Annotated in this window: 14 protein-coding genes; 3 read left to right on the forward strand and 11 right to left on the reverse strand. The window is 35.9% G+C overall.

The genetic code is table 11. The features are described from left to right. Positions 1-201: 201 nt before the first annotated feature. From acpS to B8955_RS04315, 5 genes are all read right to left on the reverse strand, one after another. Positions 202-558 carry a holo-ACP synthase gene (gene acpS, locus B8955_RS04295; protein ID WP_084098953.1) on the reverse strand — a complete coding sequence of 119 codons (357 nt, stop codon included), beginning with the start codon at positions 556-558 and terminating at the stop codon, positions 202-204. Positions 559-595: 37 nt separating this feature from the next. Continuing rightward, positions 596-2071, reverse strand: coding sequence for a degradosome RNA helicase CshA (locus B8955_RS04300; protein ID WP_084098954.1), 1476 nt, complete (start codon positions 2069-2071; stop codon positions 596-598). 182 nt (positions 2072-2253) lie between these two features. Then, on the reverse strand, positions 2254-3657 hold the full coding sequence (locus B8955_RS04305) for a UDP-N-acetylmuramoyl-tripeptide--D-alanyl-D-alanine ligase (RefSeq protein ID WP_084098956.1): 1404 nt from the start codon (positions 3655-3657) through the stop codon (positions 2254-2256). A 15-nt stretch (positions 3658-3672) separates the two neighbouring features. Further along, on the reverse strand, positions 3673-4758 hold the full coding sequence (locus B8955_RS04310) for a D-alanine--D-alanine ligase (RefSeq protein ID WP_084098958.1): 1086 nt from the start codon (positions 4756-4758) through the stop codon (positions 3673-3675). Between the two features lie 12 nt (positions 4759-4770). After that, on the reverse strand, positions 4771-5523 hold the full coding sequence (locus tag B8955_RS04315) for a hypothetical protein (RefSeq protein ID WP_084098960.1): 753 nt from the start codon (positions 5521-5523) through the stop codon (positions 4771-4773). Between the two features lie 80 nt (positions 5524-5603). On the opposite strand from B8955_RS04315, the gene B8955_RS07030 reads away from it, so the two are divergent. From B8955_RS07030 to adhP, 3 genes are all read left to right on the forward strand, one after another. Further along, on the forward strand, positions 5604-5735 hold the full coding sequence (locus B8955_RS07030) for a hypothetical protein (protein ID WP_268760131.1): 132 nt from the start codon (positions 5604-5606) through the stop codon (positions 5733-5735). A 58-nt stretch (positions 5736-5793) separates the two neighbouring features. Next, positions 5794-6225: a hypothetical protein gene (locus B8955_RS04320; RefSeq protein WP_084098962.1), complete on the forward strand. Its 432-nt coding sequence runs from the start codon at positions 5794-5796 to the stop codon at positions 6223-6225. A gap of 163 nt (positions 6226-6388) precedes the next feature. Further along, positions 6389-7411 carry an alcohol dehydrogenase AdhP gene (adhP, locus tag B8955_RS04325; protein ID WP_084099129.1) on the forward strand — a complete coding sequence of 341 codons (1023 nt, stop codon included), beginning with the start codon at positions 6389-6391 and terminating at the stop codon, positions 7409-7411. A 453-nt stretch (positions 7412-7864) separates the two neighbouring features. On the opposite strand, the gene B8955_RS04330 is transcribed toward adhP, so the two are convergent. From B8955_RS04330 to rpoE, 6 genes are all read right to left on the reverse strand, one after another. Beyond that, positions 7865-8131 (reverse strand): type B 50S ribosomal protein L31, encoded by a 267-nt coding sequence (locus B8955_RS04330; RefSeq protein ID WP_084098996.1) that lies wholly within the window; start codon positions 8129-8131, stop codon positions 7865-7867. A 99-nt stretch (positions 8132-8230) separates the two neighbouring features. Beyond that, on the reverse strand, positions 8231-9511 hold the full coding sequence (rho, locus tag B8955_RS04335; protein ID WP_084098998.1) for a transcription termination factor Rho: 1281 nt from the start codon (positions 9509-9511) through the stop codon (positions 8231-8233). Positions 9512-9614: 103 nt separating this feature from the next. Then, positions 9615-10880, reverse strand: coding sequence for a UDP-N-acetylglucosamine 1-carboxyvinyltransferase (locus B8955_RS04340; RefSeq protein ID WP_084099000.1), 1266 nt, complete (start codon positions 10878-10880; stop codon positions 9615-9617). A gap of 695 nt (positions 10881-11575) precedes the next feature. After that, positions 11576-13132, reverse strand: coding sequence for a hypothetical protein (locus tag B8955_RS04345; protein ID WP_084099002.1), 1557 nt, complete (start codon positions 13130-13132; stop codon positions 11576-11578). 147 nt (positions 13133-13279) lie between these two features. Further along, positions 13280-14134, reverse strand: coding sequence for a class II fructose-1,6-bisphosphate aldolase (gene fba / locus B8955_RS04350; RefSeq protein ID WP_084099004.1), 855 nt, complete (start codon positions 14132-14134; stop codon positions 13280-13282). 182 nt (positions 14135-14316) lie between these two features. Beyond that, on the reverse strand, positions 14317-14892 hold the full coding sequence (gene rpoE, locus B8955_RS04355) for a DNA-directed RNA polymerase subunit delta (protein ID WP_084099006.1): 576 nt from the start codon (positions 14890-14892) through the stop codon (positions 14317-14319). Positions 14893-14920: the final 28 nt, after the last annotated feature.

A 14920-nucleotide genomic window follows, 5' to 3' on the forward strand; every position in this document is an offset into this window, starting at 1 on the left:
GAATCGCGACAAATCGCTAATTATAGTCGATTTTAATGGTTATTATTATCACTATCTTGCGATTCACTTCACTTTTTGGAGCACTTCCAATAAGTAGGATTAAACTATAGAACCTCTTTTATTCAAAATACAATTTTTGTTTATATTTTATGATTAAATACAAAGAAAAAGAGCCAAATCATTATTCAGCTCTTTCTCTCATTACGGTTGTTCCAAAATCACTTCGGCAACAGCTGATGAATTGTGGTGGGCAATAGACACAAATGCTCTCCCTTTAAATTTAGAAGACACTATTTGTGGCTGACCATTGTTATGATAATAAGTTTCAATATCTTGAAACGTTAATTCTCTTCCTATACCTGTTCCCAATGCTTTTGCATAAGCTTCTTTTGCGGCCCATCGACCGGCTACAAACATCACTTGCTGGGAATAGTTTTTTATTTGAGAACACATCTTTCTTTCCTCAACTGTTAATACACGTCGCAAAAACTGAGAATGTTGCATCGCTTGTTCTATACGATCTAATTCGACTAAATCTATTCCAATACCGTATATCAAAACTTTCTCACCCTCTTATCGACGTTATCTCAAGTCATTACCGAATTTTAAACTCTGCTTTCCCTTGGTGGCCTTTTTTACCTTTGTTTCGTTGTGAATTTTTATGGTGATTTTTGCCACCTTTATTATGATGTTGATTATTTTTACGTCCTTTATAGTTTTTATTATGACGACGTTTTCCTTTTTTATTTCGATTAGGCAATGGTCGTTCTGGCGTAATTTTCACTTTCACATCAGCAGGGTCTTTGGTTAAAACTTTTAATAGCGCATATGCCAATTGATCCTGAGTATATTGTGTGGTTAAAAAGTCGACAGCTTTTTGATATTTATCATAATCTGCTGTATCCATATATTCCGCCACTTGTTCTACTGAAGCTTGCATTTGTCCGGAAAAAGCTTCTTCTGATGTTGGTGGTCTTAACGGTGACATTTTTTTACGAGTTAAATTCTCAATCGTCCGTAAGTAGTCCATTTCATGGCCAATAACAAACGTGACAGACATCCCTTCATTACCCGCACGACCTGTTCGACCAATCCGATGAACATAACTTTCTGGGTCTTGTGGGATATCAAAATTATAAACGTGACTCACGCCACCAATATCTAACCCCCGAGCAGCAACATCAGTAGCGACTAAGATATCCAGTTTACCAGCTTTAAATTCACGTAGAACTTGTAATCTTTTTTGTTGGGTTAAATCCCCATGAATACCTTCAGCAGAATACCCACGTTCAATTAATCCACGAGCCACTTCATCTACTCGGCGTTTAGTCCGTGCGAAAACAATCGCTAACTCAGGATTATGAATATCGATAAACCGTGTTAAAATATCAAATTTTTCATAATCTTTACATTTCGTAAAATATTGATCAATTAAATCAGCCGTCATTTCTTTGGCTGCAATTTTCACATGTTCTGGATTTTGCATGAAGTTAGTCGAAATGCGTTTAATTTCTTGGGGAACTGTTGCTGAGAATAGTAAAGTTTGCCGTTTTTCAGGAATTTCGCGCAAAATTGCTTCAATGTCATCAATAAATCCCATATTAAGCATTTCATCTGCTTCATCTAAAACAACAGTTTCCACATCATGAAGTTTTAACACTTTTCGATGAATTAAATCTAAAATCCGTCCTGGTGTTCCGACAACAACTTCAGGTTGTCTTTTTAATAATTGAATTTGACGTCCAATCGCAGCACCACCATATACTGTCACGATTTTAGCTTCTTTATATTTTCCTAGATTATATAATTCTTCTCCAGTTTGAACAGCTAATTCACGTGTTGGTTCAATAATAATCGCTTGAATCTTTTTCTCATCAATTGATAATTTTCCCAATAATGGCAATCCAAAAGCTGCTGTTTTACCAGTCCCAGTTTGTGCCTGACCAAAAATATCTTTCCCGTCTAATCCTAACGGAATGGTTTGTGTTTGAATTGGAGTGGCTTCTTCAAAGCCCATCTCATCTACCGCTCGTAGCAACGGAGTAGACAAATTCATTTCTTGAAATTTCATGTATTCCCTCCTATTAACTTAAGGAGTTGGTCATTAAAATAAAAAATAGCCGAACAATGGCTCGACTATTAATATCTAGTGTCTATCTTTTATTTCTTTGATCTTCCTCAAGCTTATTAATAATAGCATAACCTTCTCACAAACTCAAACCTTGAATCTATCAGAAAGTTAATATCTATTCATCATTCTTCAGATGACGCCTGCACCTTCAAAGCTTCCACTACTTCTAATAATCCAGTGCCATTGCTTGCTTTGATTAGTACTAAGTCATCAGGGGCTAATACTGACTTAACAGCTTTTATTAACGCTTCGCGATCATCGACAAAATGTTGAACATTGGTTGTATCGAATCCTTTAGCCAATAATGCCTCATATAATGCCTTCATTTCCTTACCATATAGAAAAATCGTTTGATAAGCATCGGAAGAAATCACTTCAGCAATTGACGCATGCCACTGAGGACTATTAGGTCCTAACTCAAGCATATCGCCTAAAACTAATACGCGTTTCGCATGATCTTCAATCGGTAATTGCGCTAAGTTATCAACCACAGCCCGCATCGCACTTGGATTAGCATTATACGCATCATTTAACAGTTGCGACTCATTATAGCCAGGTAACCACTCCATCCGATTCGCTGTTAACTGAAAATGAGCTAACTTATCATGAACTTGTTCAATAGATAGTCCTAATGTATAAGCCGTTGCTAAAGCATATAACGCATTTTGAACATTATAGGCCCCAGTTACTGGAATATCCATTTCAAAAGTTGGTGATAAATTTGTTGTAAATCGAACATGTTGTTGATCTAAATCCATATCAACAGCATAAACGTTTTGCTCTTCTGATAAACCAACTGTTAATTGTCTAGCTGATAAATCTTTTGGCATAAACTGTGTCAATAATGGTTCATTGCCAGGATAAATAAGCGTACCATCTGGGGCAAGGCCATCACAAATTTCTAGCTTCGCTTTAGCGATATTTTCTCGTGAACCCAAATATTCAATATGACTTTCTCCAATCATTGTAATGATAGCAATATCGGGTTTAGCTAATTGACTTAGGAAACGAATTTCACCTGGACCACTCATTCCCATTTCCAACACAAGAATTTCCGTATTTTCTGGCATAGCTAAAATCGTATAAGGTAATCCAATTTCATTATTATAATTACCTTCTGTTTTATGCACATTAAAATTTGCTGATAGTACAGCAGCTGTCATATCTTTAGTCGTCGTTTTCCCTGCTGATCCTGTAATACCAATCACTTTAGGTTGAATCACTTCTAAATAATACTGTGCTAATTTTTGCATAGCGACTAAAGTATCTTCAACTTGAATAATCGCAATATCTTTAGGTGCTTGAGCCATTGGTAATGACCAAAAGGCCGCTGTTGCCCCATTAGCAATTGCTTTATCAATATATTGATGCCCATCTGTTTGCCCTTGTAATGGGACAAACAAACTATTAGGTTTCGATTCACGTGAATCAAAACTTACCGATTCAACTGTCATTAAACGTTGGTCCGAAGTATAATCTATTGCTTCGACCGCTTTGACAATTTCATTAATTTGTAATGGTTTCATAAAAACTCCTTGCAGTTAATGTTCCAACTGATTTTGTTTTTGTTGTTTTTGCTCATAGCGTTGCATCGCTAAATCTAATAACTCTTGAATCAACTGTGCATATGGTTTGCCTGTCGCTTCCCATAAACTTGGATACATACTAAACTGAGTAAACCCTGGTAATGTGTTGACTTCATTAATATAGATTTTTTCATCTTGAGTCACAAAGAAATCACACCGTGTTAAACCTGATCCATCAATCACAACATAAGCTTGTTTCGCATAAGTTTGTAACTGTGCCATCAAATCATCGGAAACATGGGCTGGAATCGCCATTTGAACAGTATTATTGATATATTTCTCTTCATAGTCATAAAAGCCTTGTTCCTTAACCAATTCACCTGGTACAGAAACTTTTGGATAGTCATTCCCCATCACTGCTAATTCAACTTCACGTGCATTAGCTAATGATTCTTCCACAACTACTCGGCGGTCGAATTGTAAGGCTAAGTTAATACTATCAACCACTTCATCAGGAGTATTTGCTTGACTAATACCGACACTTGATCCTAAATTAGCAGGTTTTACAAAGACGGGATATCCTAATTGATTTTGAATCGCATTGAGAAGCGTTTCTTGTTCCGTTTGCCATTCATATTGAGTTAATCCGATATATGGTAATTGCGGAATTCCTGCTTTTTCAAATAAATATTTAGAAACTAATTTATCCATTCCAGCAGCACTCGCTAGTACACCAGCACCAACATACGGAATATTTAACGTTTCAAACAATCCTTGAATAGTGCCATCTTCGCCATTAGGGCCATGTAAAGCTGGGAAAGCTAATGTATTTTCTGAAAGGACGTCAGTAGGGACAACTTCACGTCCGGTTGATTGATCAGCACCATACTTCGCATCATCAGCAATCTCTAAAGTAAGTGACCACTCTTTATCAGGCGCTTGAGTTAATTTCTCACCAGCAACCCAAATTCCATCTTGTTTAATATAAACAGGTTGAACAGCGTAACGATGATAATCAATCGTTTGAATAATTGATTGTGCAGTTAAAATTGAAATATCATGCTCTGCACTTTTTCCACCATATAATAAGACAATTTCCATAATGAACCTCCATTAGTCTAACGTCCAATTTTTTTCGCCACGATGATAAGTCAGCGTGCCTAATTGATTAAGATTTGGACGATGTTTGATTGATGTTTCAAGATGATCTTCTGCCAAATAAATCGGTACTTCTACATGCTTCTGGTTGGGTTGGATTTGTGAAAAATCAAGAACCACTCCCTCGCGCAGGAAGTCGCTTAATGCCATTAGAATATCTGTGGATGGCATACAAACACTCGAATTTTTCACGTCATTATTTTTCTTCCAATTTAACGTCATTCGACGTTCACCAAGCCCTAATTCAACTCGTGAACATAGTGCTTTGGCAAATTGATGATAAAACACATCCCATGACCGATAATAAATTTTTACGACATTAGGTCCAACTGGTAAATAGACAAATTGATTTCGCAGTTTGTAATAAAACGGCGAGTTTAACGGTATCGTCATATGCTTTAAATATAATAATTCAGCTAGCTCTTGGGGATGTAATTGGTGCAATAAAGATAATGATTCAAAATCTACCCATTGTGCCCCTAATCGTCGGCCATTTCGTTGCTGTTTAAAATATTTTTCAACTTTATCTCTTCCACTGATGACATGAAATTTAATATACTCATCAAATTGTTCCAATGCTGTTCTTTGGTTCAATAATAGAATATTTTCTGGTACGCTAGAAAGCGTGTCATAAAAAAAGTTCAAATCTCGTAGTAATACTTGATGAGATAAAGGGTTAGTCAAAACATACCATTCATTTTTCTCCATGTTATCTCCCCCTGAAAACGTCACTATATATCATATCAAAATCACATCAAAAACACTATATTTTTTGAAAGGAGCTTTAAATGAACCTAATACCTTTACCATTCCAAAAACAATATCATACTTATCTTCCTCAATCACCACTCTATGCTGATATTACGGTTGCGGATTTGCCGATTGCTTTTCACAATCTATTGAAATCAACAGAACGGTAGATATACGAATCATAGTTACGTTCCTACCTCTCATCCCACTCTAGATGCTTTGAATGCTGTGAATATTTCTTATATTGGAGGACTTTTTGCGAATACAAACCAAGAACCCTTTGAAATTCCTAATATTGTGAATCAGAATCAGTTTACCTGTCGGCCATTCATTCCAGAACGCGCCATTATCTTTTTCGAGGATCAAGAGCGATGTGCCTATTTACGTTATGATATGCACCATCCCAGTCAACACCCTGATGTTTGGTATTATGATTATCGATACAATCGGCATCTATGGTTAGCTAATTCGTTTGCTGAATTCTTAGCTGCTTTTGAACACCGGCATTTTTCATTGCTCAATAAACCGCAACTGTTTTATCATATCGGTAACCAAGCAGCTATTTCCTCCCGTACGCCGAAAGAAAAAAGTGATGCCTTAGCTTATATTCGTGCCCTTAATCATTCTAAATGGGAAGAGAAAATTAAAGAAGTCATTTAAGCGAAAATCCTTTTCATTTCTGCCATCATTTGGATATGATGGTTTTTTTATGAAAATACTTGTGACTTTTTTAACAATAACCATTGATAAAATTCCAAACCCCCTTTATAATCAATGTGAAAGATATCACATACAGGAGGGTATTATAATGACTGATAAAAAAATGAAAGCTATTGTTGCGAATAAAGACCATAAAGCTGAGGTTGTCGAACATGATTTACGTGACCTACGTCCTGGTGAAGCACTCTTAAAAATGATTTGCTGTGGTGTATGTCACACTGATTTACACGTTAAAAACGCTGACTTTGGGGATGTTTCAGGCGTTATCCTTGGTCATGAAGGAATTGGGGAAGTTATTGAAGTTGCCGATGATGTGACAAGTTTAGAAATCGGTGACCGTGCAAGTGTTGCTTGGTTCTTCCAAGGTTGTGGTCACTGTGAGTACTGTACGACCGGTCGTGAAACCTTATGTCGTGAAGTAAAAAATGCTGGTTATACAGCTGACGGAGGAATGGCGGAGTACTGTATTGTTACAGCTGACTATGCCGTTAAAGTTCCTGAAGAACTAGCATCACCAGCTGCGTCATCTATTACTTGTGCTGGGGTAACAACTTATAAAGCCATTAAATCTGCCAACATCCTTCCTGGCGAATGGATTGTTATTTCTGGTTTAGGTGGTTTAGGTAACTTAGCGTTACAATATGCTAAAAATGTATTTGGCGCAAAAGTCATTGCCGTTGATATTAATGATGGGCAATTAGAATTCGCTAAAAAATACGGAGCTGATTTAACCGTTAACCCATTAAATGAAGACCCTGGAGAAGTTATCCAAGCCAAAACAGGAGGCGCTCACGCCGCAGTCGTAACAGCTGTTGCCCGTTCTGCCTTCAACCAAGCTGTTGATTCTGTTCGTGCCGGTGGTCGTATTGTCGCTGTCGGACTACCATCTGAATCTATGGACCTAAATATTCCGCGTTTAGTATTAGATGGTATCGAAGTTATCGGTTCATTAGTTGGAACACGTCAAGACTTAAAAGAAGCTTTCCAAGCAGGAGCTGATGGCTTAGTGGTTCCTCAATGTGAAATGCGTCTAATGGAAGATATTAATGATATCTTTGATGAAATGGAAGAAGGTAAAATCCGTGGACGGATGGTTATCGATTTAGAAAATCTATCAAACCATTAATTTAGCTAACTAAGCAAAAGAGCCTGTTTTCACAGGCTCTTTTTTTGTCTAATTTTACTAAAAGCTATCCTTCTTCTAATCACAACGTGCTATAATAGCACTCGGGTATCAACTTGTCCGCCTGAATAATGACTTAGGACTCCCTCTTCGAATTAACAACTAACCATCAAGAAAGCCGAGGCAAATATCCTCGGCCTTCTTGATAGTATATAACTACCTAAGTACCATTCCTTAATAGCTTGGAGAAAATCGTCTGGCATGCAAACGTATGAAGGTTGCTATTAAGGGATTTGCGGACATGTTAGTGCCCGTTTTTGATACGGAGAGCCTAGCTACTCTCTATCTAAAGCCTATCATCCAATAATAGATAGATAAAGCAATAACCCTCTTTATTAAAGATTTTAGATATTAAAAAAAGACCGACAATACGTCGGTCTTTTAATATTTCTTTGCTTATTCTGGTTTGGCATTGGCATCTGTGAAACCGTATTTTTTGTTGAAACGGTCCACACGTCCATCTGCTTGTGTGAATTTTTGACGACCAGTGTAGAATGGGTGTGAATCAGAACTGATTTCAACACGAATTAATGGATAAGTGTTTCCATCTTCCCATTCGATTGTTTCTTCTGAACCTTTAGTTGATCCACTTAAGAATTTATAACCTGTTGTTGTATCCATAAACACAACTTGTTGGTAATCTGGATGGATATTTTGTTTCATGTTTTTCTCTCCTCTCGCCCTAAACTATTTGCTAATCTAGAGATTATTTTGACATAACAGTAGCATTTTATCATAATCACTACTTAGAAACAAGCTATTTTATGCGTCATTTTTAGTGAATATTTTCATACGTTCAATAAATTGTTGGTTATCTTGCGTACGTTTTAGTTCATGAATAATTTCTTCAGTCTGTGCTAAATGATTTTGACGTAATGACCGTCTAATCGCCCACAATGTTTGTACTTCTTCCTCACTAAGCAACAACTCTTCACGTCGGGTACTAGAGCGTTTTAAATCAATGGCTGGGAATATACGGCGTTCTGCCAACTCACGTGTTAAATGTAATTCCATATTCCCAGTGCCTTTAAATTCTTCATAAATCATATCATCCATACGTGAGCCAGTATCGACTAAAGCCGTTGCTAAAATTGTTAAGCTTCCACCATCTTCAATATTACGTGCAGACCCAAAAAATCGTTTTGGACGATAAAAGGCTGACGGATCAATCCCACCTGATAAAGTCCGTCCTGAAGGTTTTTCCACTAGGTTAAATGCTCGTGCTAAACGAGTAATTGAATCCATTAAAATAACAACATCGCGCTTATCTTCTACTAAACGTCGTGCACGTTCTAAAACAAGCTCCGCCACTCGAACATGATTTTCTGGACGCTCATCAAACGTACTAGACACCACTTCTGCATTCACACTACGTTCAATATCAGTGACTTCTTCAGGACGCTCATCGATTAATAAGATAATTAATTCAACATCCGGATAATTTTCTGAAATCCCATTGGCAATTTCTTTCATTAAAATCGTTTTACCCGCCTTAGGAGGCGCAACAATTAGTCCACGTTGACCGAAGCCAATAGGAGCAAACAAATCAATTAAACGAGTAGAAATTCGATTTTTAGCGGATTCAAGATGAATGTTTTGATTGGGGTAAATAGGGGTTAGGGCAGGAAAATGTTCCCGTTGTTTAGCATCTTCTGGATCGCGGCCATTCACATTATAAACATGCATTAAGCCATTATAACGTTCATTTTCCTTCGGTGGTCGAGCGGTACCAGAAACTAAGTCACCATTCCGTAAATCAAAGCGACGAATTTGTGAATTTGAAATGTAGATATCTTCTTGACTAGGGGAATAATTAATTGGTCGTAAGAAACCAAACTCATTGCCGGTAATATCTAATACCCCACTTACGGTGAAAAATCCCTGGCTTTCTTCTTGTGCTCTCAATACCGCCATAATTAATTCTTTTTTATTCATCTGGCTATAATACGGAATTTTAAATTCACGCGCATAAGCATAAATTTCTTTTAAGGTGAGTTCTTGTAATTTTTCGAGACTCATCACATGATCAGTTTGTTTGGACATTATATAAACCTTTCTAAGTAAACAAAAAAGAGAGCATTATTGTGTCACTGTCAATTAGACGATGATTCGATTAAACCAATAATCACTCTCTATTTCTGTCATATTATTCTTCAATTAATTCAATCTCAGCACCTAGAGCATGCAATTTATCTGTTACATGATCATAACCGCGTAAGATATTTTCTGCTCCATATAATTCAGTCACACCATCTGCAATTAAAGCCGCATTAATTAGACAAGCTCCTGCACGAAGGTCTGAGGCCCGTACTGTTGCACCAATTAGATGATTTGGCCCCTCCATCATAATATGGTCATTTTTTACTTGAGCATTTGCTCCCATCAACTGTAGCTCAGGAATATGATTGACACGTTTCGGATAAATTGTATCTTCAATCATTCCTTTACCTTCAGCTAACAACAATAATGGCGTGATAGGTTGTTGTAAGTCAGTCGCAAAACCTGGGTAAGGCATCGTTTTAATATCGACCATTTTTAAAGGTTTCGTCGTAGGATGAACGTAAATTGCATCTTGTTCGATTGTCATATCAACGCCCATTTCACGTAACTTCGCTACAAAACTTTCGATATGTTCATAAATAACATTATTAATACGGACACCGTCACCCATAGCAGCAGCTGCCGTTAAGTATGTTCCCGCTTCAATACGATCAGGAATCATTTGATGACTCACACCATGCAACTCATCAACTCCCTCAACGCGAATAGTTGACGTTCCGGCACCTTTGATTTTAGCGCCCATTTTATTTAATAATACAGCCACATCAATAATTTCTGGTTCACGAGCCGCATTTTCAATAACAGTTTCACCTTTAGCTTGTGTTGCTGCTAATAAAATATTAATCGTTGCTCCAACACTAACAACGTCTAGATAGATAGTCGTATCACCTTGTAAACCATTATCTGAAGTGGTTAAATGGATGGCTCCTTCTTCATTTTTAACAGTTGCACCTAGTGCTTCAAATCCTTTGATATGTAAATCCATAGGACGAGGTCCTAATGAACAACCACCAGGTAACCCAACAACACCTTCGCCGTATTTACTTAATAAGGCTCCCATAAAATAATAAGAGGCTCTTAAACTTTGAATCTTCCCATCTGGCATAGGAATATTTTGCATATGTGTTGGATCAATTTTTAAAACATTTTCTTGGAAGAAAACGTCACACCCAAAATCACGCAAAATTTCAATTAGTGCGCGTACATCTTGGATATCAGGCACTCCTTCTAAGACAACTTCAGAGTCAGCCATAATAGCTGCTGGAATTAAAGCAACCGCACTATTTTTGGCACCACTGACTTCAACTTCACCCGATAAGCGATGTCCACCTTTGATTACAAACTTTTTCATACATTTAATTTCCTTTCCGATGTTTCAAGGTATCAGCATTATGACGCCAATCATCTGTTCCTACCTTAAAAGCAATTGTTATCACACAAATGATTAGCCGTTACAACACTTCATACAATCGTCACACGAAAGTATGCACTCTTCCTATTATACCTAATATCCCTTCATTCGACTACCATATCGCACAATGATTAAATAAAATTTAAAAAAGGGTGTGAAGAAAGGATGCGATAAAGCACGTTTAACCACGGTCGTTGGACCTAAAAGCGATACCTCTCTGCAAGAGAGAAGGAGCTCTTTAGGGAAACGCAGCCGTGGTTGTGCTTTAGAGCTCGACTACAAAGCGTGTGAAGAAACGCGCTCTGATTCGAACATCTGGAAGAAAAAGCCCAAGTTTCGCTTTTTGAAACGGTTGATTTTTCTGAAGAGGCTTCGAATCAGCGTTTCTGAACCCGACTAAAACAGGGTGTGAGTAGCCCGTTTAGACTTGACTTCTTGGAGACATTTAACCGGAGTTTGTGAAACAAACAGAGGGTAAATGCGAAAGAACGTCAAGTCTGGCGATACGAACCCAACTAGGGTGTGAGCATTTGCGATAAATTTTGAAATAAAAAAAGTATTGGAGAAATTTTCTAGTCTTTTCCACCAACACTCTTTTATATAAATATGACAATAACATCTTAAATGATTCAAAATCACGAAACGAAATAAATATTAAAATAAGAATGAGTATATAGTTTTTTGCAATTATTAAATTTCGTGTTCTCTAGAATATCATTTTCAACACTTTCTGAATCATTATTTTTTTCAACAAATAGTACAAATTCATTTTCTTTACTTAATTTATCATCATTATACAAACCTGAAACACCAGAAAAATCTATCTGTTTAAACTGATTAAATTCGATTAACTCATTTATCTGAGATTTTGTTTTAAACGTTTTATCAGTTATAACAACTGCTTTATTAAGATTCAAATTTTCAATTTTTTGATGATTTGAACTCATTTCAGGATACAAATATTCAATTTTATCAGTCTCAGTAAAACCAAGCATTACTATAGTTCCCACTAAAAACATTAATACTGAACTTACCAATACCTCATTTTTTAATAGACTTGTAAATACAAACTGAGACAAAATTAATACCACAAGAATAAACATAGGGGTTATAGCAAAAATATAACGTGATGTTTGATATGGAGATACCTGGCTTATTAGAAAGAAACTAAGACAAGTTGGAATTAAAATTAAAATAAATTGTTCTAGTTTAAAAAAATCAACTTGCTTTCTATTAAATATATATAATATTGAAATTATAATTAATAAAAAGAGCAAAACAAACACTATTACTTTCCCATATCCAGCAAAAGTATTAGCGTTTATTATATCAAGATAATCTTTAAATTTTTCTTCTGATAGCCCTCCAAGTAATCCACCTACTACTTGCTCACCTCTATTGGACCCCTTAACATGGTCAAATACACTTGGAAAAATATAAAATGCAGTAAATACTGATAATAGTGAAGTTAGGCTATAATAAATAGCATACTTAATTTTTTTTAAACTAATTAAAATTACAGCTACACATATCGTTACAAAAACAGCATAAAGATAAAAATAGTATTGAGTTAGTCCTCCAGCAATCGTTGTCAAAGCAGTAATTATAAGATATTTTACATGATTATTATCTTCTACATATTTTAAGGAAACATATAGTAGAAGCAACTGAATAGCTGTTAACAGAAAGTACATTCTAATAAAAACAAAATTATCAATTGTTGAAATACTCAAGCCGAACATAATAACTGTAATATAACCAATAATTTTATTATTAGTAAAAATACTTATGATTTTATATACAACAATAGCTGAAATAATAAAAGAGAGCAGATTCACTGATAATCCTATCCATTTATTATATGTTCCAATAAATAAAGAAGAAAGGGTATGAATAATAGAATAATATAATGGTGGGTGAACGTCTTGAGATTGATTATAAAATACAGACCCGTATTCAAAAGCAGTATTTGATTGGGTAGCTACCATGTCATAAAGATATGAGGTAGGCAACCACTCGTCAACACGGTTTAATTTTATATTATAATAGCTATTAGATAGTAAATATGATGAAACCTCATCTACATGCATTCCACCTTTTAATGTTCCCATCCAAATCAAAAATATAGATATAACTGCGATAATCAAAATTAAAAGCCAATTATTTCGACATAATTTTTTTATTTTCCCCACATTTTTCCTCCGAAAATTTATAATCTTCCCCTGATAGTTTATTTGTAACGTATTACTTTTGTATATTTAAAAATAGTGTTGGGGGAAATTTTTAAAAATGTCCCACCAGCACTATTTATTATAGAATCATCTTTATTATGAAGGTAATTAAGCTTTACCAGCTGAACCGAAGTCACGTAATGTTTGACGTGATGTTTCAACAATAGCTTCTTTACCAGGACCGATGATTTTACGTGGGTCGTAAACATCAGCATCGTTATTTAATTTTTCACGAACTGCTGCAGTCCAAACTTGTTGTAATTCAGTATTAACATTGATTTTAGCATGTCCACGATCAATAGCTTTTTGTACTTGTTCTAATGGAATACCTGATCCACCGTGAAGTACTAATGGAGCACCTGTTAAATCAGAAATTTCTTTCATTTCATCAAAACCTAATACTGGTTCTCCTTGGTAAGGGCCGTGAACTGATCCTAAAGCAGCAGCTAAAGCATCAATACCAGCTTCATCTACTAAACGTTTACATTCTTGTGGGTCAGCATAGTTAATACCACCAGTAACACCGTCTTCAGTACCACCTACAGTACCGATTTCAGCTTCAACAGAGGCACCACGTTCGTGTGCATAGTCAACGACTTGTTTAGTCATTTCAATGTTTTCTTCTAATGGGAAGTGTGATTTGTCAATCATAACACTTGAATAACCGGCATCGATAGCACGTTTACATGTATCAAATGAAGAACCGTGGTCTAAGTGTAGAGCAACAGGAACAGTAATGTTCATGTTTTCCATTAAAGCTTCAACCATAGGAACAACGACTTCAGGGCCACCCATGTATTTACCAGCACCTTCTGATACACCTAAGATAACTGGTGAATTTTCAGCTTGAGCTGCTTCTAATACAGCTTGTGTCCATTCTAAGTTGTTGATATTTAATTGCGCTACAGCATAGTGTCCTTCTTTTGCTTTGTTAAGCATGTCTGTCATACTTACTAGTCCCATTTTTGTATTCCTCCTATTTATAAATGCATCGGATTAATCGCTCGCACTTATTATAACTCTATTGCAATGTATTTGACAAGAAAAACGAAAAGGTTTCTTAGTTATTTAACTTATTTTATATATAACACTTAAAAAACAAGGATGATAGATTTGATTTCAACCATCCTTATTAACGTCACAACTTACATATCGTCATCGTCGTCTTCATCATCTGATAATTCGGTTAAATCGCCTTCTAGGCCATCTTCTAAATCATCATCATCGTCGTCATCATTAGAAAATGAACTTAAATCAGAAGAATACTCTTCTAGTTCATCGTCATCATCGTCCTGATCATAATCATCATCTTGGTCATCTAAATCTTCATCTTCAGGGTCATCAGATCCGTAGTCAATAAGATCTTTTTCAGTTGAAGCAAAACTACTACTTTTTTTGCGACGTCCTTTATGTTTTTTCGTAATTTCATCATCTTCAATCGTTGAAATAATTTCTTCATCAATTGAATCAACTGGATACCATTCTCGTAGTCCCCAACGGTTATCCCCTAATGAAATAAAACGTCCATCTGCATTCATTTCTGTATAGAACAATGCCATTTTTTCTTCCAATTCATCTTGTGGCATTTCTAGGTAATCTTGAATTGCTACTAATAAATCATCAAATGAATGAACAACATTAGTTTCTTCTAAAAGTGCATACGCTACTTCGACCATAGCAATTTGGTTTTTATTTAAGCCATCGAGTTTTTTTAATTTCACTATGATTTCATCCTTTCAACGAATGATT

It is taken from the genome of Aerococcus suis (assembly GCF_900176325.1).
Lineage (GTDB): Bacteria > Bacillota > Bacilli > Lactobacillales > Aerococcaceae > Aerococcus > Aerococcus suis.

Coding starts and splice junctions, on each gene's coding strand:
- B8955_RS07030 (WP_268760131.1), top strand. CDS start 5,604: ATGAACCTAATACCTTTACCATTCCAAAAACAATATCATACTTATCTT.
- B8955_RS04305 (WP_084098956.1), bottom strand. CDS start 3,657: ATGAAACCATTACAAATTAATGAAATTGTCAAAGCGGTCGAAGCAATA.
- fba (WP_084099004.1), bottom strand. CDS start 14,134: ATGGGACTAGTAAGTATGACAGACATGCTTAACAAAGCAAAAGAAGGA.
- B8955_RS04300 (WP_084098954.1), bottom strand. CDS start 2,071: ATGAAATTTCAAGAAATGAATTTGTCTACTCCGTTGCTACGAGCGGTA.
- B8955_RS04310 (WP_084098958.1), bottom strand. CDS start 4,758: ATGGAAATTGTCTTATTATATGGTGGAAAAAGTGCAGAGCATGATATT.
- rho (WP_084098998.1), bottom strand. CDS start 9,511: ATGTCCAAACAAACTGATCATGTGATGAGTCTCGAAAAATTACAAGAA.
- B8955_RS04340 (WP_084099000.1), bottom strand. CDS start 10,880: ATGAAAAAGTTTGTAATCAAAGGTGGACATCGCTTATCGGGTGAAGTT.
- B8955_RS04315 (WP_084098960.1), bottom strand. CDS start 5,523: ATGGAGAAAAATGAATGGTATGTTTTGACTAACCCTTTATCTCATCAA.
- B8955_RS04330 (WP_084098996.1), bottom strand. CDS start 8,131: ATGAAACAAAATATCCATCCAGATTACCAACAAGTTGTGTTTATGGAT.
- adhP (WP_084099129.1), top strand. CDS start 6,389: ATGAAAGCTATTGTTGCGAATAAAGACCATAAAGCTGAGGTTGTCGAA.